This window comes from Streptomyces sp. NPDC025833 (assembly GCF_055558055.1).
On sequence record NZ_JBVHNF010000007.1, the window covers coordinates 19,272 to 36,169 of the forward strand.

Genomic DNA, 16,898 nt, shown 5'->3' on the forward strand with positions numbered 1-16,898 from the left:
CGCGCTTTCCGGGGCACGGCCGCGGCACGCCACGACGACGGGAGCGGTTCCGGGGCCGGCTCGCCGCCGCCGGGGCGCGCCGGGGCGAGCACCGTGTCACCGGGGCGGTCGCGCCGACTGTGCGTCGGCAAAGGCATGGGTGGGGCGGGCGTAGCGTGGGAGGTATGACGAAGTACGGATCTTTTCCCGGTACGCGTCCCCGGCGGCTGCGGACCTCGCCCGTCATGCGGCGGATGGTCGCCGAGACGCGGCTGCACCCCGCCGACTTCATCCTCCCGGCGTTCGTCCGGGAGGGCGTCGGCGAGCCGGTGCCGATCTCGGCGATGCCCGGTGTCGTGCAGCACAGCCGGGACAGCCTGCGGAAGGCCGCGCTGGAGGCGGTGGAGGCCGGGGTCTCCGGGATCATGCTCTTCGGTGTGCCGGAGGAGTCCGCGAAGGACGCCCAGGGCACCGCCGGGACCGACCCGGACGGGATCCTCCAGGTCGCCCTACGCGACGTGCGGGCCGAGGTCGGCGACGACCTGCTCGTCATGTCCGACCTGTGCCTGGACGAGTTCACCGACCACGGGCACTGCGGGGTGCTGGACGGGCAGGGGCGCGTCGACAACGACGCCACCCTGGAGCGGTACGCCGAGATGGCGCAGGTGCAGGCCGACGCGGGCGCCCACGTCGTCGCGCCGAGCGGGATGATGGACGGCCAGATCGGCATGATCCGCGACGCGCTCGACCAGATCGGGCGGGAGGACGTCTCCATCCTCGCCTACACCGCCAAGTACTCCTCGGCGTTCTACGGCCCCTTCCGGGAGGCCGTCGCCTCCTCGCTCCAGGGCGACCGGAAGACCTACCAGCAGGATCCGGCCAACTGGCGCGAGTCCCTGCGGGAGCTGGAGCTGGACCTGGCCGAGGGCGCCGACATGGTCATGGTCAAGCCGGCCGGACCGTACCTGGACATCCTGGCGCGGGTCGCGGACGCGGTGGACGTCCCGGTCGCCGCCTACCAGATCTCCGGCGAGTACGCGATGATCGAGGCCGCCGCCGAGAAGGGCTGGGTGGACCGCGACCGGGCCATCCTGGAGACCCTGACGGGCATCAAGCGGGCCGGGGCCCGGAACATCCTCACCTACTGGGCCACCGAGGCGGCCCGGTGGCTGCGCTAGCCGGCGAACCGCTCACCAGTCGCTGACGGAGCCCAGGTCCTGCTGCCAGTACGTGACCTTCAGCGCGCTGTCGTAGTAGACGCCCGCGGCGGGCAGGGCCGGGATCGCGGACGGGCCGCCGTTGCTGTTCGGGGTGTAGCCCTGGAAGGCCAGGGTCAGCTTGTGGGCGGTCGTGCCGCCGGTGCCGCTGCCGTCGGCGGCCGACAGCCGCGCCATCGCGTACCCCGACTCGCCCGGCGCCAGGGAGACCACGGCCTGCGGCTGGGTGGCCTCGTCCGCCTGCGGCACCCACTGCATCTCGTCGAAGCGCAGGACCGGCCAGTACGGCAGGTCGCAGGTCTTGCTCCCGGTGTTCTTCACCGTCAGCAGCATGTGGTTGAGGGGCCGGCTGAGCGGTTGGGCGGTGGCCTTGGTGTTGGTGCCGTTGCACAGCACCCGGGAGGTGCCGGCGCGGCTGCTCCGGCCGCCGCCGGAAGCCTCCGGGGAGTTCGGCCGGGCGGCGGGCGGCTGGGTGCGGGCCACGGTCGCGCCGCTCGCCGTGCCGCCGACGGCGCCGCTGCCGCTTTCGCCTTCGGTGCCGCTACCGCTTTCGCCGCCGTTCCCGCTTCCGTTTCCGGTGGGGGCGCCGGTTGCCGTGCCCCCTGCCGGGTCCGAGGCGATCGTCTCCGGCGCGGGGCGGGGGGCGCCCTCGTCCTTCGGGCCCGTGCCGTTGTCGCACGCCGTGAGCGCGAGGGCGGCCACGGCGGTGCCGGTGGCGGCGAGCAGACGAACATGGCGCATACGCATGGCAAGTCCTCTTTCGGGCTGGGCCGGTTGTCGTGCTTGGATGACCAACAGCCTGTGGGCGGGCTCGTCCCGGGGGCCAGCACTTGCCGGTGATCCGGGACGCTGGAACGCCCGCACGGCTGTGACCTGCGTGGATGGGCCTGCCCTGGAACGCCCGGGTGGGACGAGGGGGACGGAGAAACGGTGGCCGAGGGCACGTCCGAGAGCGCTTTCGCCGAGCTGCTGCGGGAGTTGAAGAACCGCTCCGGGCACAGTTACGGCGCGCTCGCCAAGCGGCTCCACATGAGTACGTCGACGCTCCACCGCTACTGCAACGGGGACGCCGTACCGACGGACTACGCGCCCGTGGAGCGCCTCGCCCGGCTGTGCAAGGCCACGCCGGGGGAGCTGGTGGAACTGCACCGGCGGTGGGTGCTTGCGGACGCGGGCCGGGGGCGGAAGGGGCAGGAGCCACCCCCCGCGGTCCCCGCCCCCGCGGTCCCGGAACCCGCCGTCCCCGCACCGGCCGAGCCCGCACCGGCCGAGCCCGCACCGGCCGAGCCCGCACCGGTCGCGCGGGACGGGGAGCCGGAACCCACGGGCGAGCCCGAGCCGGAGCCGGAGCCGGGGACTTCCGGGCCGGCCGCCGAGGCGGCGCCCGCGCCCGGTCCCGGGCCGCGGACGGAGCCGGCGCGGGCCACTCCGGCCGGGCCGGGGCGGCGGCGCCGGACCGTACTGCTCGCCGCCCTCGCCGTCACCGCGCTCCTCGGCGGGGTGGCGGCCGCCCTGAACCTGTCCTCCGGCGCGGGGGAGCGGGACGCCGACGCCAAGGGGGTCACCGCCTCCGCCGGGACCGCCGCCCGGGGCGGCGCCCCGCTGACACCGACGCCCCGGAGCCCGTCACCGCGCCGTTCCGCCTCCCCGTCGGCCTCGCCCGACGACGAGCCCTCCCTCCCCACCCCCGCCACCGCCTCCGCCCCCACCGCCGGCGGCGGTACGCCCGCGGCCCCGCCGCCGCGCGCCACGGAGACCGCGCGGACGTCCGCCGCGCCGCCCCTCACGGTCAACACCCGCCCCTACTCCTGGCAGGACCCCTGCTCCCAGCACTACCTGATCGACCGGCCCCCGGCCGAGGTCTCCCCGCCGCCGCTGGAGCAGGACGCGCCCGCCTGGGTGGACGTGCACAAGGCGGTGTCGGCGGGGGAGCAGTTCGTCACCTTCACCGTGCAGGGCACCGGCCACGAGACCGTCGTGCTGGAAGGGCTGTCCGTGCGGATGGGGAGCAAGCGGTCCCCGCTGCCCTGGAACGACTTCGCCATGGGCTACCCGGGCGTCGGCTGCGGCGGCGGGGTGCCGACCCACTCCTTCTCGGTCGCCCTGGACGCGATGCGGCCCGCGCCCGTCCCCGCGGCCGGCAGCCCCGACTTCCCGTTCAAGGTGAGCCAGTCCGAGCCCGAGGTCTTCTACATCACGGCCGACGCGACCGCGTACGACGTGAGCTGGTACCTGGAGCTCGCCTGGTCCAGCGGCGACCGGCACGGCACGCTGGTGATCGACGACGCCGGCCGTCCGTTCCGCACCAGTGGCGCGGCCGGGCGGCCGGCGTACGCCTTCCCCCTCGGCGGCCAGAAGTGGCAGCCGGCGGCCGACGCGAACTGAGCGCCGGCCGCGCCGGGCCTCAGGGCGGGGTCAGTCCCACCAGAAGGACCAGCTGGTCCCGCCCACCAGCTCCGCGGCGTACGCCCGCACGCTCCCCGGGCCGCTCCGCACGACGCCGTCCGGGCACAGGGCGTAGTGCTCGGCGGCCAGGACCTCGGCGTCCTCCCGGTCACCGGGCGGCGCCGCCACGGACAGCACCAGCGTGTCCGGGCCCAGTGCCACGACCCGGGCGCCGAACCGGTCCTCCCAGGACCGCAGCACCGCGCAGACCCGGCCCACGTCCCCCTCGTAGTTCAGCGGGCCGGTCCAGCCGATCGCCGCGGGTATGTCGGCGGAGCGGCGGGCCGGGACCAGCGCCAGGTGCGGTTCCTCCAGCCAGTCCGACCAGGTGTCCGGGTCGCCGTGCACGGCGTCGGCCACCTGCGCGGCCCGGGTCGCCGGGTCCGCGGCCAGGACGCCGGCCGGCGCCAGCCCCGGCCAGTCCGTCCCGAACGGCGCGATGTCGTCCAGGTCCCGGTCGTCCGTCTCCTCCGCCCAGTACTCCTCGAGCACGGCCCCGGCGTCGTGGTCCCCCGGGTAGGACGCCGCACCGGGCAGCAGCACCCAGTCCGCCATGCCGCTCCGGGAGCCGGCCAGGTCCACCAGCACCGGCAGCAGCCCCGCGCGGGACGCCGGTCCGCCCAGCGCCTTCCAGGTGCCGGGCGCCGAGGTCTTCTCCGCGTGCCACAGCAGGGGTTCGTGCCAGGGCCCGTCGTCCGTGTCGTCCACCAGCCTGCCGGGCGGCAGCCGCAGGCCGAGGGAGCGCCCGCTGGGATCGGTGGCCAGCCGGGGCAGCGGGTTGGGAAGAGTCGCCATGCCGGTGACTGTAGGGGCAGCCACTGACAGTGCCCCGGCCGCGCCGACTCGGCGGCGGCCGGGGCGAGTCGGCGGTGGGCGCGTCAGACCAGGGTGGTGATGCAGAACGGGTGGCCGGCCGGGTCCAGCAGGACCCGCCAGCGCTCCCCGCCCGGCTGGAACTGCGGCTTGGTGGCGCCCAGGGAGAGCAGCCGCCGCTCGGCGGCGTCCAGGTCGTCCACGCCCAGTTCGAGGTGCGCCTGCTTCTCCTGGGCCGGGTCCGGCCAGGTGGGCGGGCGGTAGTCGGCCAGCCGGTTGAAGGCGAGCCCGGTGGCGCCCTCCTTGCCGAGCAGGACGAAGTCGTCGGTGGAGTGGAGGGCCGTCATGCCCAGCGACTCACCGTAGAAGCGCGCCAGTTCGGCGGGGTCGGCGCAGTCGAAGGTGACGGCGGCGTAGCGGAACGCGGGGGTCGTGGAGGTCTCTGTGCTCATGGGGCGACCGTAGGACACGACCCGGACAGATCCGGTCCTGGTCGGGCGGGGCCGTGTGGCAGACTTCGGCCCGTGCTCAGCGCGTCCGCCCGGCTGCTGCGCCTGCTCGCGCTGCTCGCCGCCCGGCCCTCCTGGACCTGTGCCGAACTGGCCGACCGGATGGCCGTCACCGACCGCACCGTCCGCCGCGACATCGCCGCACTGCGGGAACTCGGGTACGCCGTCGACTCCGACCCCGGTCCCTGGGGCGGCTACCGGCTCCGGGCCGGTGCCCGCGTGCCGCCGCTGATCCTGGACGACGAGGAGGCCCTGGCCGTGGCCGTGGGCCTGCGGGAGGCCGCGCTCGGCGGCGCCCTCGGCGGGGACCAGGCCGCGCTCTCCGCGCTGCTCAAACTGCGCCAGGTGCTGCCCCCGCGGGTCGCCGCCCGGCTGGCGGAGTGGGACGACGCCCTGGTGCGGCTGCCGTGGCCCGAGGAGCCGCGGCTGCGGCCGGGCGTGCTGCTGGACCTGGCCGCGGCCTGCCGGCGCGGCGAACGCGCCCGGCTGTCGTACCGCGATGGACAGGGCCGCGGCACGGTCCGGGAGGTGGACCCCTACCGGCTCGTCCACACCGGCCGGCGCTGGTACTTCGTCGCCCGGGACGTCGCCCGGGGCTGGCGGACCTTCCGCGCCGACCGGGTCGAACGGCTGACGCCCACCGGGCAGCCGGTGGAGATCACCGACCCGCCGGACCCGGCCCGGCTCGTCGCCCACAACACGGCGAACGGCCCCTACCCCCTGTCCGCGACCGTCCGCCTCCCGCTCCCGATGGCCGAGGCGCTGCGCCGGGTCCCCCCGACGGTCGGCACCCACCGGCCCGACGGCCCCGGCGCCACCCTCGTCGACATCGGCGGCCCGGACCCGGACGGCCTGGCCCGCTACCTGCTGGGCCTCGGCACCCCGCTGCGCGTCCTCGGCCCGGACTCGGTCCGCCACGCCCTGGTACGGCGGACCCGGGAGCTCCTCGACACGCAGACGGACGACGGCCCGCCCCCGGGCGGGGACGGGCCGTCGGTGTGAGGCGCGGACCCGGCGGGGTCAGAGCCGCTCGGGCGTCCGGATGCCCAGCAGCGCCATGCCCCGGTGCAGGGTGCGGGCCGTGAGGTCCACCAGGAACAGGCGGTTCTCCACGACCTCGGCCGGGTTGTCGGCGGACAGCACCTGGCACTGGTCGTAGAACGCCGTCAGGTGCGAGGCGAGCTGGTACAGGTAGGCGGCCAGCTTGTGCGGCTCGTACGAGGCCGCGCCCTCCAGCACCGTCTCCGCGAACCGGTCCAGGTGCAGGCCCAGGGCGCGCTCGGCCGGGGCCAGCGCCAGCTCCGGGTGCGCGGCCGGACGGGCGTCGCCGGCCTTGCGGAGGATGGACTGGACACGGGCGTACGCGTACTGGAGGTAGACGGACGTGTCGCCGTTCAGCGAGACCATCTGGTCCAGGTCGAACTTGTAGTCCCGGACGGCCGACGTGGACAGGTCGGCGTACTTCACCGCGCCGATGCCGACGTAGCGGCCGTTCTCGGTGATCTCCTGCTCGCTCAGGCCCACCTTCCCGGCCTTCTCGCGCACCACGGCCGTGGCCCGCTCGACGGCCTCGTCCAGCAGGTCCTGGAGCCTGACCGTCTCACCCGCACGCGTCTTGAACGGCTTGCCGTCCTTGCCGAGGACCGTGCCGAAGGCGAGCTGCACGGCCGTGACGTCGTCGTTCAGCCAGCCGGCCCGCCGCGCGGTCTCGAAGACCATCCGGAAGTGCAGCGCCTGCCGGGCGTCCACCACGTACAGCAGGGTGTTCGCCTTCAGGTGGAAGACGCGGTCGCGGATCGCGGACAGGTCGGTGGCCGCGTAGCCGTAGCCGCCGTCCGACTTCTGCACGATCAGCGGGACCGGGTTGCCGTCCGGGCCCTTGATGTCGTCGAAGAAGACGCACAGCGCGCCCTCGGAGCGGACCGCGACCCCCGACTCCTCCAGGAGCCGGCAGGTCTCGGCCAGCATGTCGTTGTAACCGGACTCGCCGACGATGTCGGGGTCCCGGACCTCCATGTCCAGCTTCTCGAAGACGGAGAAGAAGTAGATCTTCGACTCGTCCACGAACTTCTGCCACATGGCGAGCGTGTGCGGCTCGCCCGCCTGGAGGTCGACCACCCGGCGGCGCGCCCGCGTCTTGAACTCCTCGTCGGAGTCGAAGAACTTCCGCGCGGCCTTGTAGAGGCGGTCGAGGTTCGACATCGCCTCCTCGCCGGAGGCCGCGGTGTCCGCGGTGGACGCCTTGTGGTCCAGCTCGTGCGGGTGCTCGTCCAGGTACTGGATGAGCATGCCGAACTGGGTGCCCCAGTCGCCGATGTGGTGGCGCCGGACCACGTGCTCGCCGGTGAACTCCAGGAGCTGCACCACCGCGTCGCCGATCACCGCGGACCGCAGGTGGCCGACGTGCATCTCCTTCGCCACGTTCGGCTGGGCGTAGTCGATCACCGTCGTGCCGGGGTTCGCCGCGGTGGGCACGCCCAGCCGGCCGGTGTCGTCCGCGTACCGCGCGGCCAGGTTCTCGACGATCGCCCGGTCCGCGACCGTGATGTTGAGGAAGCCGGGGCCGGACACCTCGACGCCCTCGATCACGTCACCCGTCGCCACCCGGTCGACGACCTGGGCCGCCAGCTCCCGGGGGTTCACCTTCGCCTTCTTGGCCAGGGCCAGGATGCCGTTGGCCTGGAAGTCGGCCCGGTCGCTTCGTCGCAGCAGCGGGTCCGCGCCGGCGGCCTCCGGCAGGGTGGCCGAGAGAGCGGAGGCGAGGTGCTGCTGGACGCTGTCGCTGAGGGACGTGACCGAGGCCATAGGAAGGGGTGCCGTTCTCCTCGTGGGGGCGGATGGTCCCGGCCAGTATCCCACGGGGGGTAAAGCCGTTTTCCCGGTCGCCGGACGGTCTGTGAGAATGGGCCCGTCACCCCGTTCAGAAAGAAGGACGTGCCGATCGTGGCTCAGAGCACCGAGACCACCGACTGGGTCTCCCGTTTCGCGGATGAGGTCATCGAGGAGTCGGAGCGCCGGGCCCCGGGCAAACCGGTCGTCGTCGCGTCGGGCCTCTCCCCGTCGGGCCCGATCCACCTCGGCAACCTCCGCGAGGTCATGACCCCGCACCTCGTCGCCGACGAGGTGCGCCGCCGCGGCCACCGGGTCCGGCACCTGATCTCCTGGGACGACTACGACCGCTACCGCAAGGTCCCGGCCGGCGTCGCGGGCGTCGACGAGTCCTGGGCCGAGCACATCGGCAAGCCGCTCACCTCGGTGCCGGCGCCGAAGGGGTCGCCCCACCCGAACTGGGCCGAGCACTTCAAGGCCGCGATGACCGCCTCGCTGGCCGAGCTGGGCGTCGAGTTCGACGGGATCAGCCAGACCGCGCAGTACACCTCCGGCGCCTACCGCGAGCAGATCCTGCACGCGATGCGCCACCGCGGTGACATCGACGCGGTCCTCGCCCAGTACCGGACGAAGAAGGCCCCGAAGAAGCAGCAGCAGAAGGCCGTCGACGAGGCCGAGCTGGAGGCCGAGGAGGGCTCGGGCGCCGCGTCCGAGGACGACGGCAGCTCCGGCTCCGCCGGGTACTTCCCGTACAAGCCGTACTGCGGCAACTGCGAGAAGGACCTGACCACCGTCACCTCCTACGACGACGACAGCACCGAGCTGGCCTACACCTGCGCCGCCTGCGGCTTCGCCGAGACCGTGCGGCTCGCCGAGTTCAACCGCGGCAAGCTGGTCTGGAAGGTCGACTGGCCGATGCGCTGGGCCTACGAGGGCGTGGTCTTCGAGCCGAGCGGCGTCGACCACTCGTCGCCGGGCTCCTCCTTCCAGGTCGGCGGCCAGATCGTCGGCATCTTCGGCGGCGAGCGGCCCATCGGCCCGATGTACGCCTTCGTCGGCATCTCCGGCATGGCGAAGATGTCGTCCTCGCGCGGCGGCGTGCCGACCCCGGCCGACGCCCTGCAGATCATGGAGCCGCAGCTCCTGCGCTGGCTGTACGCCCGCCGCCGCCCCAACCAGTCCTTCAAGATCGCCTTCGACCAGGAGATCCAGCGGCTGTACGACGAGTGGGACAAGCTCGCCGGCAAGGTCGCCGAGGGCTCCGCGCTGCCGGCGGACGTGGCCGCGTACACCCGGGCCGTCGGCACCGCCGTCGCCGAGCTGCCGAAGACGGCGCGGCCGCTGCCGTACCGCACCCTCGCGTCCGTCGCCGACATCACCGCCGGCCACGAGGACCAGGCGCTGCGCATCCTCTCCGAGCTGGACCCGGAGCAGCCGCTCGCCTCCCTGGACGAGGCCCGCCCCCGGTACGACAAGGCCGAGGCGTGGATCAACACGCACGTGCCCGCCGACCAGCGGACCATCGTGCGCGACGAGCCGGACGCCGAGCTGCTCGGCTCCCTCGACGAGCCCTCCCGGCAGTCCGTACGGCTGCTGCTCGACGGGCTGGCCGACCACTGGTCCCTCGACGGACTGACCCACCTCGTGTACGGCGTGCCGAAGGTGCGGGCCGGCTTCTCCGCCGACGCCACGCCGAAGGAACTCCCGCCGGAGATCAAGACGGCCCAGCGGACGTTCTTCGCGCTGCTGTACCACCTGCTGGTCGGCCGCGACACCGGTCCCCGGCTGCCCACGCTGCTCCTCGCGGTGGGACAGGACCGGGTGCGCAAGCTGCTCGGCGCGTAGCCGGCGACACGAGAGGGGCCCTCCTCCGGGAGGGCCCCTCTCGTGTGTTCCGCGTGCCGGGGTGCGGCGCGCCCGGTCAGGCGATGTGCTCGTCCTGGAGTTCCTGGGAGTGCCGCTCGGCGAAGACCTTGACCAGGCGCTCGGCCTCGCGCGCCGGGAGCGTCACGCCGAAGGTCGCCGCCACGTCCTCCCTGAGCTGCGCCCCGGTGGGGTAGCTGCCGTCGATCGACTTGCGGAAGACCTGGTAGAAGTCGTCCTCGGTCGGCTCCGGCTCGGGGACGCCGCCGCCCTCGCCCAGCTCCCGGGTGCGCTTCGGGCCCACCGGGATGGGGAAGCTGCCGGTCTCCTCCGGGGAGGGCTGCTGGAACTGCTCCGGGGGCTGCTCGTCGTACCAGTCCTCGTACTGCTCCTCCGGCTCGTACTGCGGCTCCGGCGGCGGCTCGTACGTCGGGTCGTAGCCGCCGTGGTACTCGATCTCCCGCGGAGCCTGGAACCAGGGGCTCTCCTCGTCGGCGGGCGGCTCCTGCGGGGGCGGTCCGCCGTGCGGCGCCGCCTGCGCCGGGACGGGCGCGGCCACCGCGGGACGCTCCGCCGCGGCCGCGACCGCGGGGACCGCGGCCACCGGCTGCGCCTGCGCGGGCACCGGCGGCAGCAGCACCGGGTCGATGCCCGCCGCCGCCAGGCCCGCGGGCGCCGTCTCCGCCAGCGGGACGCCGTACCGCGCCAGCCTGAGCGGCATCAGGGACTCCACCGGGGCCTTGCGGCGCCAGGCCCGGCCGAACCGGGAACGCAGCCGCGCCTGGTAGACGAGACGTTCCTGCTCCAGCTTGATCACCTGCTCGTAGGAGCGCAGCTCCCACAGTTTCATCCGGCGCCACAGGAGGAACGTCGGGACCGGCGACAGGAGCCACCGGGTGAGGCGGACCCCCTCCATGTGCTTGTCGGCCGTGATGTCGGCGATGCGGCCGACCGCGTGCCGGGCCGCCTCCACCGACACGACGAACAGGACCGGGATCACCGCGTGCATGCCCACGCCGAGCGGGTCCGGCCAGGCGGCGGCGCCGTTGAACGCGATCGTCGCCGCCGTCAGCAGCCACGCCGTCTGGCGCAGCAGCGGGAAGGGGATGCGGATCCAGGTCAGCAGCAGATCGAGGGAGAGGAGGACGCAGATGCCCGCGTCGATACCCACCGGGAACACATACGAGAAGTTCCCGAAACCCTTCTTGACGGCCAGTTCGCGCACGGCCGCGTACGAACCGGCGAAGCCGATCCCAGCGATGATCAGAGCGCCGCTCACGACCACGCCGATGAGTACGCGGTGCATCCGAGTCAGCTGCGGTGCGGCCACTCGTACTCCCCTCCCCTTGCGAGTTGTTGCGCGCAACAGGGTGGCACACGTGTGCGCCGAACGCGTGGCCGGTCGGCCGCTACGGCCTCCGCTCAGGCGCTGCCGACGGCCGACTCGGACGGGGACGCGCTGGAGGAGGCCGACTCGGACGGCGTCCCGGACGCCGGATCCGACGGTGCGGAACTCCCCTTGCCGGCACCGCTGTTGGCCGCGGTGACCGCCTTCACGACCTCCTTCGCCGCCTTCTGGGCGGCCTTCGCCAGGTCGTCGGCGTCGGGGGTGTCCTCACCCGCGAGACCGGCGCCGTTGTAGTCCAGGCTGACCACGACGTTCTCCACCCGGGCGACGACGGTCTGCTGCTTGAACAGGCCTTCCTTCTTCTTCAGGTCGTAGCGCACCGTCGACGCCTCCGCGCCCGTCCCGGACAGCGGCACGACCTTCACGCCCTTCGCGCCGGTCACCGACTGGGCGTCCTTGACCTGCTGGGAGTAGTAGGCGTGCGCCTGCTCGTCGGCGGGGCCCCGGGTGTCCGAGTCGAAGCGCAGCAGGGAGACGTTCAGCCAGCGGAACTGCGAGCCCTCGACGCCGTTGTTGTCCAGGCTGTTCCAGGAGCAGGACGCCCGCGAGGAGGGATCGTCGGAGCTGCCCTTCTTGCCGGCCTTCCCGCCCGCGGGGACCAGGTCGGACAGCGTCGACTTCGTCAGCACCGAGCAGGGCCGGGGCAGTTCCCGGTACGCGGCGGGCGCGACGGTCGGCGACGGGCTCGCCGGGGGCGACGACGTGCCGCTCGCCGACTGCCCGGTGCTTTCCCCGGTCGGCCCGGCCTTGGAGTCGCCGGAGTCCGCGGAGCAGGCGGCGGTGATCAGGACCGCGGGAACGGCTGCGGCGCAGACAAGGGCGCGGCCAAGGCGCCTGGCTCGCTGGTGGGCACGGTCGTCTCGCTGGTCTGCTCGCTGCATGGTTCCTTCACTCGTGACGCTCGGTGTTCGTGCGGGTTCCTGCGGGGCCACGGTAATCGGTGGGGGAGCGGTGCGGTGCCCGTCGGGGCGCCTTCCGCGCGGGCCCCGGTACGGCCGCCGAACCCGTCAGCCGCCCAGCGCGTCGGCCAGTTGGGACGCCAGTTTCAGGGCCCTGTCCTGCATTTCCTTGCTGTCCGGAACCGTTCCGGCGGCCATCGGCTGCTCCTCGTACTGGAGGGTGACGACCACGTTGGACGTGCGGAACACCACAGTCACCGTCCGCGGTTCGGCCGTCGAACCGGACGTGCTGAGCTGGTCGTCCAGGTACGCCTCGTCGCCGAGATCAAGGAGCGTGCGGGGCTGGAGGTCGGCGGTCGGGGAGCCGGAACCGGCGTCCGGGGAACCGGTGTCCGGGGAACCGTCGTCCGGGGACCCGGTGGGCGATCCCGGCGCCGGCCCCGTGGCCCCCGGGGACGCCGAGGACCCCAGGGCCACCGAGGACGCGTTCGACCTGCCCGACGGGCCGGACGCCGGCGGGGAGGCGGGCGCGCTCGGGGAGCCGGAGCCCGACGCGGACGCCGTGGGCGTCGGGGAGTCGCTCACCACGGGCAGGTCGGCCGCGGTCTGCTTCTCCAGGAACAGCTTCTGCGCCTGGTCGTCGTCGCTGACGGCGTTGTCGTACGACACCACCCGCTCGAAGTCCACCGAGAGCCGGTCGGTCGCCTCGGCCGACTCGACCTTCCAGTGGCAGCCGACCTTGCGGTCGGTGTCGTACGTGAGCGCGGCCTCGCCCCGGTACGCCTGGTCGCGCTGCACGGGGTCGGTGATCTGCTGGATGCCGGGCAGCAGCGAGTCCAGGGCGTCGTGGCCGACGACGCCGCACGGCTCCGGGAGCGTGTGGTACTTGCCGGGCTGGGCGGCGACCGTGGCGGTGCCGGCGTCGCCCGGGTTGGCGTCGTCCGTGGCGGACCGGTCGCCGGAGCCGCTCGTGCAGCCGGCCAGCAAGGCCGCGAGGAGGGCGGCGGTGCCGGTTACGTACGCCTTCCGCTGCACGGACGGGCTCCTCTCGACGGTGTGTGCACGCTCGGTGCTCCAGTGTCCCCGCCGGTTATTCGCTTGCCGCGGCGGGGCGCCCCCTGGAGACAATGTGTATCGCACGCACTGCCGTGGACGCCGGTCCCTCGTCCTTTTTCACCGACCTTGGCGTGGCTTTTGTGCTTTGTTGCTTTCGAGCCTTTTCGTGCTGTCCGGGGGAATGGGGAAGACATGTCGTACGTGGAGATGCCGGGCGCGAAGGTCCCGATCCGGATGTGGACGGACCCCGCGACGGTCGAGGACGTGGCCCTGAGCCAGCTCCGCAACGTGGCGACGCTGCCGTGGATCGAGGGCCTGGCCGTGATGCCGGACGTGCACTACGGCAAGGGCGCGACGGTCGGCTCGGTCATCGCGATGCGGGGCGCGGTGTGCCCCGCGGCGGTGGGGGTGGACATCGGCTGCGGGATGTCGGCGGTGCGGACGTCGCTGACCGCGAACGACCTCCCGGGCGACCTGTCCCGGCTGCGCTCGAAGATCGAGCAGGCGATCCCGGTGGGGCGGGGGATGCACGACGACCCCGTCGCGCCCGGGGACTTCCACGGGCTGGCCACGGCCGGCTGGGACGACTTCCGGGGGCGGTTCGGCACGGTGGCGGAGGCCGTCAGGTTCCGTCAGGAGCGTGCCTGGAAGCAGCTCGGGACGCTCGGCTCCGGCAACCACTTCATCGAGGTGTGCGTGGACGCGGACGGGTCGGTCTGGCTGATGCTGCACTCCGGCTCCCGGAACATCGGCAAGGAACTCGCCGAGCACCACATCGGCGTGGCCCAGAAGCTCCCGCACAACCAGGGCCTGGTCGACCGCGACCTCGCCGTCTTCGTCTCGGACACCCCGCAGATGGCGGCCTACCGCAACGACCTGTTCTGGGCGCAGGAGTACGCCAGGCACAACCGCACGCTGATGATGGCGCTCCTGAAGGACGTGGTCCGCAAGGAGTTCAAGAAGGCCAAGCCGGCCTTCGAGCCGGAGATCTCCTGCCACCACAACTACGTGGCGGAGGAGCGGTACGAGGGCATGGACCTGCTCGTGACCCGCAAGGGCGCGATCCGGGCCGGCTCCGGGGAGTACGGGATCATCCCGGGTTCGATGGGCACGGGGTCGTACATCGTGAAGGGCCTCGGCAACGACCTGTCCTTCAACTCGGCCTCGCACGGCGCGGGCCGGCGCATGAGCCGCAACGCGGCCAAGCGGCGGTTCACGACGAAGGACCTGGAGGACCAGACCCGGGGCGTGGAGTGCCGCAAGGACTCCGGTGTGGTCGACGAGATCCCGGGCGCCTACAAGTCGATCGACCAGGTCATCGACCAGCAGCGGGACCTGGTCGAGGTGGTCGCCAAGCTGCGGCAGGTCGTCTGCGTCAAGGGCTGACCCCGCGGCCGGCACCGGCCGGCGGCGGGGCGCCGCCCGTGCGCTACTTCGCGTGCCGTACGGCGTAGATCATGACGAACGCGATGAAGTGGATGCCGAAGAGGAAGTAGGCGAGGAAGTACCAGACCTGGCGTTCGTCCTTCGTCTCCTGGGCCAGGCGGCGCTTCTCCGCGGAGTCGTCGTGCGTCACGACTCGCGGTGCACCTTCGTGTTGGAGGCCTGCGCGCGCGGGCGCACGACCAGCAGGTCGATGTTGACGTGGCTGGGGCGGGTCACCGCCCAGGTGATGGTCTCCGCCACGTCGTCCGCGGTGAGGGGCTCGGCGACGCCCTGGTACACCCTGGCCGCCTTCTCCTCGTCCCCGCCGAAGCGGGTGAGCGCGAACTCCTCCGTCCTGACCATGCCGGGGGCGATCTCGACGACGCGGACCGGCCGGCCGACGATCTCCAGGCGGAGCGTCTCGGCGAGGACGTGGGCGCCGTGCTTGGCGGCGACGTAGCCACCGCCGCCCTCGTAGGTGCCGTGGCCCGCGGTGGAGGAGACGACCACGACCACGCCGTCGCCGCTCGCCTCCAGGCGGGGCAGCAGGGCCTGGGTCAGGTTCAGGGTGCCGATGACGTTCGTCTCGTACATCGTGCGCCAGTCCGCCGGGTCGCCGGTGGCCACCGGGTCGGCGCCGAGGGCCCCGCCCGCGTTGTTGACCAGGACGCCGACCGCCTTGAAGGCCGTGGCGAACTCGTCGACGGCCGCGCGGTCGGTCACGTCGAGCCGGTAGGCCACCGCCGAGTGCCCGGCCGCGGTCAGCTCCTCGGCCAGCGCCTCGATGCGGTCCTCGCGGCGGGCGGTGAGGACGACGCGGTAGCCGGCCTCGGCGAGCCGCCGGGCCGTGGCGGCGCCGATGCCGCTGCTCGCGCCGGTGACGACGGCGATCCGGGCGGCGGCGGACGGGGCGGCGGTGGCCATGGCTGCTCCTGTGACTGCTTCGGGGGCCGTTCGCTCCACCCTAAGCGGTGGCTCGGGGGACCGGCTCCGCGAGTCCGGGGGCGAGCCTGGACAGATAGTCTGCGCGCAGATAATCTCTCCAAAGACAATCTTGGTCCGGGAGGCCACCGTGTGGACGTATGAGCACAGCATCGAGACCGACGCCGCGCCCGAGGCGATCTGGGGCCTGTGGGCCGATGTCGAGAACTGGGGAGCCTGGAACGCCGACATCGCGGGCATCGAGATCAGCGGCCCGTTCGAGGCGGGCGCCGAGATCGTGATGACCCCGGCCGGCGACGACCCGGTCCACCTGGTCGTCGCCGAGGCGAACGTCGGCGAACTGTTCGTGGACGAGGCCCGGTTCGGCGGGCTGCTCCTGCGCACCGCCCACCGGCTCGGCCGGGGCGAGCGGCTGCGCACCCGGGTGACCTACCGGATGGAGATCACCGGCACCGGCGCCGACGAGCTCGGCCCGCGGATCGGCCCGGCCGTCACCGCGGACTGGCCGCAGACCATGGCCGCCCTGGCCGAACTGGCGGCGGCCTGATGGCCCTCGGCCCCGGCGAAAGCCCCGGCTTCCTGCTCTGGCACGCCACGCTGCGCTGGCAGCGCGACATCGCCGCGGCGCTCGGCCCCCTGGACCTCACCCACGTCCAGTTCGTCCTCCTCGCCTGCACCTGGTGGCTGAACACCCACGGCGAGCGGCCCAACCAGCAGGCCGTGGCCCGCCAGGCCGGCACCGACGTCAAGATGACCTCGCAGGTCCTGCGCGTCCTGGAGGCCAAGGGGCTGATCGAGCGCGAGGTCGACCCCGCGGACACCCGCGCCAGACGCCTGCGGGTCACCGACGCCGGCGCCGAACTGGCCCCGCGCGCGATCGCGGCCGTCGAGGACGTCGACGCGCGCTTCTTCCGGCCGGTGGTGCACGACGACGCGGTGGCCTTGCTCAGCCGCCTGGCCGACCCCGGGGCCTGACGCCCCCGTCCCGGACGCCGCCGGCGCCGGATCCGCAGGCCGGCGGTGTCCGCGCCCTCAGCCGCCGTTCCTCGGGGCCCACATGATCACGGCCATCCCGGCCAGGCAGACCAGTGCTCCGGTGATGTCCCAGCGGTCGGGGCGGTAGCCGTCCGCGACCGCGCCCCACAGGATCGAGCCCGCGACGAAGATCCCGCCGTAGGCGGCGAGGATGCGGCCGAAGTGGGCGTCCGGCTGGAAGGTCGCGACGAAGCCGTACGCGCCGAGGGCGAGGACGCCGCCGGTGACCCACAGCCAGCCGCGGTGCTCGCGCACGCCCTGCCAGACGAGCCAGGCTCCGCCGATCTCGAACAGCGCGGCGACGACGAACAGGGCGGCGGAGCGGAGGACGGGCATGGGGGCAGCTTCGCACGCGGCGGACGCGGTCCCGGGCGCGGGTGGCGTCCGGCCGGCCCCGCCACCTGCCGGCGGGCATCTGCCGGGCGGCCCGCGCGGCACGCATCGGTACGGCGGCGGGAGCGCGAGGCGCCGGGAGGGG

At 73.6% G+C, this 16,898-nt stretch carries 17 protein-coding genes; 7 read left to right on the forward strand and 10 right to left on the reverse strand.

Annotated features, from left to right (window positions below; all coding sequences use genetic code 11):
• The first annotated feature begins 164 nt into the window (after positions 1 to 164).
• Positions 165 to 1,157 carry a porphobilinogen synthase gene (hemB, locus tag ACZ4K2_RS13445; RefSeq protein WP_467476635.1) on the forward strand — a complete coding sequence of 331 codons (993 nt, stop codon included), beginning with the start codon at positions 165 to 167 and terminating at the stop codon, positions 1,155 to 1,157.
• Positions 1,158 to 1,169: 12 nt separating this feature from the next.
• Here the strand turns inward: hemB and ACZ4K2_RS13450 are convergent, their stop codons facing one another.
• On the reverse strand, positions 1,170 to 1,937 hold the full coding sequence (locus ACZ4K2_RS13450) for a DUF4232 domain-containing protein (RefSeq protein ID WP_467476637.1): 768 nt from the start codon (positions 1,935 to 1,937) through the stop codon (positions 1,170 to 1,172).
• Positions 1,938 to 2,126: 189 nt separating this feature from the next.
• Here ACZ4K2_RS13450 and ACZ4K2_RS13455 point away from each other — a divergent pair, with 189 nt between their 5' ends.
• A complete protein-coding gene (locus ACZ4K2_RS13455) occupies positions 2,127 to 3,581 on the forward strand; it encodes a helix-turn-helix domain-containing protein (protein WP_467476639.1) in 1,455 nt (484 codons plus the stop codon).
• Positions 3,582 to 3,611: 30 nt separating this feature from the next.
• Here ACZ4K2_RS13455 and ACZ4K2_RS13460 read toward each other — a convergent pair whose 3' ends face one another.
• Together ACZ4K2_RS13460 and ACZ4K2_RS13465 are read right to left on the reverse strand one after the other, a co-directional pair.
• Complete coding sequence (locus ACZ4K2_RS13460; RefSeq protein ID WP_467476641.1) at positions 3,612 to 4,436, reverse strand: DUF4253 domain-containing protein; 825 nt, start codon at positions 4,434 to 4,436, stop codon at positions 3,612 to 3,614.
• Between the two features lie 83 nt (positions 4,437 to 4,519).
• Positions 4,520 to 4,906, reverse strand: a complete 387-nt coding sequence (locus ACZ4K2_RS13465) for a VOC family protein (protein WP_467476644.1) — start codon at positions 4,904 to 4,906, stop codon at positions 4,520 to 4,522.
• A gap of 72 nt (positions 4,907 to 4,978) precedes the next feature.
• On the opposite strand from ACZ4K2_RS13465, the gene ACZ4K2_RS13470 reads away from it, so the two are divergent.
• Positions 4,979 to 5,965: a helix-turn-helix transcriptional regulator gene (locus ACZ4K2_RS13470; protein ID WP_467476646.1), complete on the forward strand. Its 987-nt coding sequence runs from the start codon at positions 4,979 to 4,981 to the stop codon at positions 5,963 to 5,965.
• Positions 5,966 to 5,983: 18 nt separating this feature from the next.
• On the opposite strand, the gene argS is transcribed toward ACZ4K2_RS13470, so the two are convergent.
• Positions 5,984 to 7,768 (reverse strand): arginine--tRNA ligase, encoded by a 1,785-nt coding sequence (gene argS, locus ACZ4K2_RS13475; RefSeq protein WP_467476648.1) that lies wholly within the window; start codon positions 7,766 to 7,768, stop codon positions 5,984 to 5,986.
• A 129-nt stretch (positions 7,769 to 7,897) separates the two neighbouring features.
• Between argS and lysS the strand changes: the two genes are divergently transcribed.
• On the forward strand, positions 7,898 to 9,637 hold the full coding sequence (gene lysS / locus ACZ4K2_RS13480) for a lysine--tRNA ligase (RefSeq protein ID WP_467476651.1): 1,740 nt from the start codon (positions 7,898 to 7,900) through the stop codon (positions 9,635 to 9,637).
• 76 nt (positions 9,638 to 9,713) lie between these two features.
• Here lysS and ACZ4K2_RS13485 read toward each other — a convergent pair whose 3' ends face one another.
• The 3 genes from ACZ4K2_RS13485 to ACZ4K2_RS13495 all read right to left on the reverse strand — a co-directional run bounded on the left by ACZ4K2_RS13485 (position 9,714) and on the right by ACZ4K2_RS13495 (position 12,997).
• Entirely contained in the window at positions 9,714 to 10,961 is a 1,248-nt protein-coding gene (locus ACZ4K2_RS13485) for a DUF2637 domain-containing protein (protein WP_467477009.1), read from the reverse strand.
• A gap of 116 nt (positions 10,962 to 11,077) precedes the next feature.
• A complete protein-coding gene (locus ACZ4K2_RS13490) occupies positions 11,078 to 11,944 on the reverse strand; it encodes a DUF3558 family protein (protein WP_467476654.1) in 867 nt (288 codons plus the stop codon).
• A 126-nt stretch (positions 11,945 to 12,070) separates the two neighbouring features.
• Positions 12,071 to 12,997, reverse strand: coding sequence for a DUF3558 domain-containing protein (locus ACZ4K2_RS13495; RefSeq protein WP_467476657.1), 927 nt, complete (start codon positions 12,995 to 12,997; stop codon positions 12,071 to 12,073).
• A gap of 213 nt (positions 12,998 to 13,210) precedes the next feature.
• Here ACZ4K2_RS13495 and ACZ4K2_RS13500 point away from each other — a divergent pair, with 213 nt between their 5' ends.
• Entirely contained in the window at positions 13,211 to 14,404 is a 1,194-nt protein-coding gene (locus ACZ4K2_RS13500; protein WP_467476660.1) for an RtcB family protein, read from the forward strand.
• A 43-nt stretch (positions 14,405 to 14,447) separates the two neighbouring features.
• On the opposite strand, the gene ACZ4K2_RS13505 is transcribed toward ACZ4K2_RS13500, so the two are convergent.
• Positions 14,448 to 14,594 carry a hypothetical protein gene (locus ACZ4K2_RS13505; RefSeq protein ID WP_467476663.1) on the reverse strand — a complete coding sequence of 49 codons (147 nt, stop codon included), beginning with the start codon at positions 14,592 to 14,594 and terminating at the stop codon, positions 14,448 to 14,450.
• On the reverse strand, positions 14,591 to 15,367 hold the full coding sequence (locus ACZ4K2_RS13510; RefSeq protein WP_467476665.1) for an SDR family NAD(P)-dependent oxidoreductase: 777 nt from the start codon (positions 15,365 to 15,367) through the stop codon (positions 14,591 to 14,593). The genes ACZ4K2_RS13505 and ACZ4K2_RS13510 overlap by 4 nt, the downstream gene beginning before the upstream one ends.
• A gap of 148 nt (positions 15,368 to 15,515) precedes the next feature.
• On the opposite strand from ACZ4K2_RS13510, the gene ACZ4K2_RS13515 reads away from it, so the two are divergent.
• Together ACZ4K2_RS13515 and ACZ4K2_RS13520 are read left to right on the forward strand one after the other, a co-directional pair.
• Entirely contained in the window at positions 15,516 to 15,932 is a 417-nt protein-coding gene (locus ACZ4K2_RS13515) for an SRPBCC family protein (RefSeq protein ID WP_467476667.1), read from the forward strand.
• Positions 15,932 to 16,360 (forward strand): MarR family winged helix-turn-helix transcriptional regulator, encoded by a 429-nt coding sequence (locus ACZ4K2_RS13520; RefSeq protein WP_467476669.1) that lies wholly within the window; start codon positions 15,932 to 15,934, stop codon positions 16,358 to 16,360. The genes ACZ4K2_RS13515 and ACZ4K2_RS13520 overlap by 1 nt, the downstream gene beginning before the upstream one ends.
• A gap of 57 nt (positions 16,361 to 16,417) precedes the next feature.
• Here ACZ4K2_RS13520 and ACZ4K2_RS13525 read toward each other — a convergent pair whose 3' ends face one another.
• Positions 16,418 to 16,756, reverse strand: a complete 339-nt coding sequence (locus ACZ4K2_RS13525) for a YnfA family protein (RefSeq protein ID WP_467476671.1) — start codon at positions 16,754 to 16,756, stop codon at positions 16,418 to 16,420.
• Positions 16,757 to 16,898: the final 142 nt, after the last annotated feature.

Coding starts and splice junctions, on each gene's coding strand:
- ACZ4K2_RS13525 (WP_467476671.1), bottom strand. CDS start 16,756: ATGCCCGTCCTCCGCTCCGCCGCCCTGTTCGTCGTCGCCGCGCTGTTC.
- ACZ4K2_RS13490 (WP_467476654.1), bottom strand. CDS start 11,944: ATGCAGCGAGCAGACCAGCGAGACGACCGTGCCCACCAGCGAGCCAGG.
- hemB (WP_467476635.1), top strand. CDS start 165: ATGACGAAGTACGGATCTTTTCCCGGTACGCGTCCCCGGCGGCTGCGG.
- ACZ4K2_RS13520 (WP_467476669.1), top strand. CDS start 15,932: ATGGCCCTCGGCCCCGGCGAAAGCCCCGGCTTCCTGCTCTGGCACGCC.
- argS (WP_467476648.1), bottom strand. CDS start 7,768: ATGGCCTCGGTCACGTCCCTCAGCGACAGCGTCCAGCAGCACCTCGCC.
- ACZ4K2_RS13465 (WP_467476644.1), bottom strand. CDS start 4,906: ATGAGCACAGAGACCTCCACGACCCCCGCGTTCCGCTACGCCGCCGTC.
- ACZ4K2_RS13485 (WP_467477009.1), bottom strand. CDS start 10,961: ATGCACCGCGTACTCATCGGCGTGGTCGTGAGCGGCGCTCTGATCATC.
- ACZ4K2_RS13460 (WP_467476641.1), bottom strand. CDS start 4,436: ATGGCGACTCTTCCCAACCCGCTGCCCCGGCTGGCCACCGATCCCAGC.
- ACZ4K2_RS13500 (WP_467476660.1), top strand. CDS start 13,211: ATGTCGTACGTGGAGATGCCGGGCGCGAAGGTCCCGATCCGGATGTGG.
- ACZ4K2_RS13510 (WP_467476665.1), bottom strand. CDS start 15,367: ATGGCCACCGCCGCCCCGTCCGCCGCCGCCCGGATCGCCGTCGTCACC.
- ACZ4K2_RS13450 (WP_467476637.1), bottom strand. CDS start 1,937: ATGCGCCATGTTCGTCTGCTCGCCGCCACCGGCACCGCCGTGGCCGCC.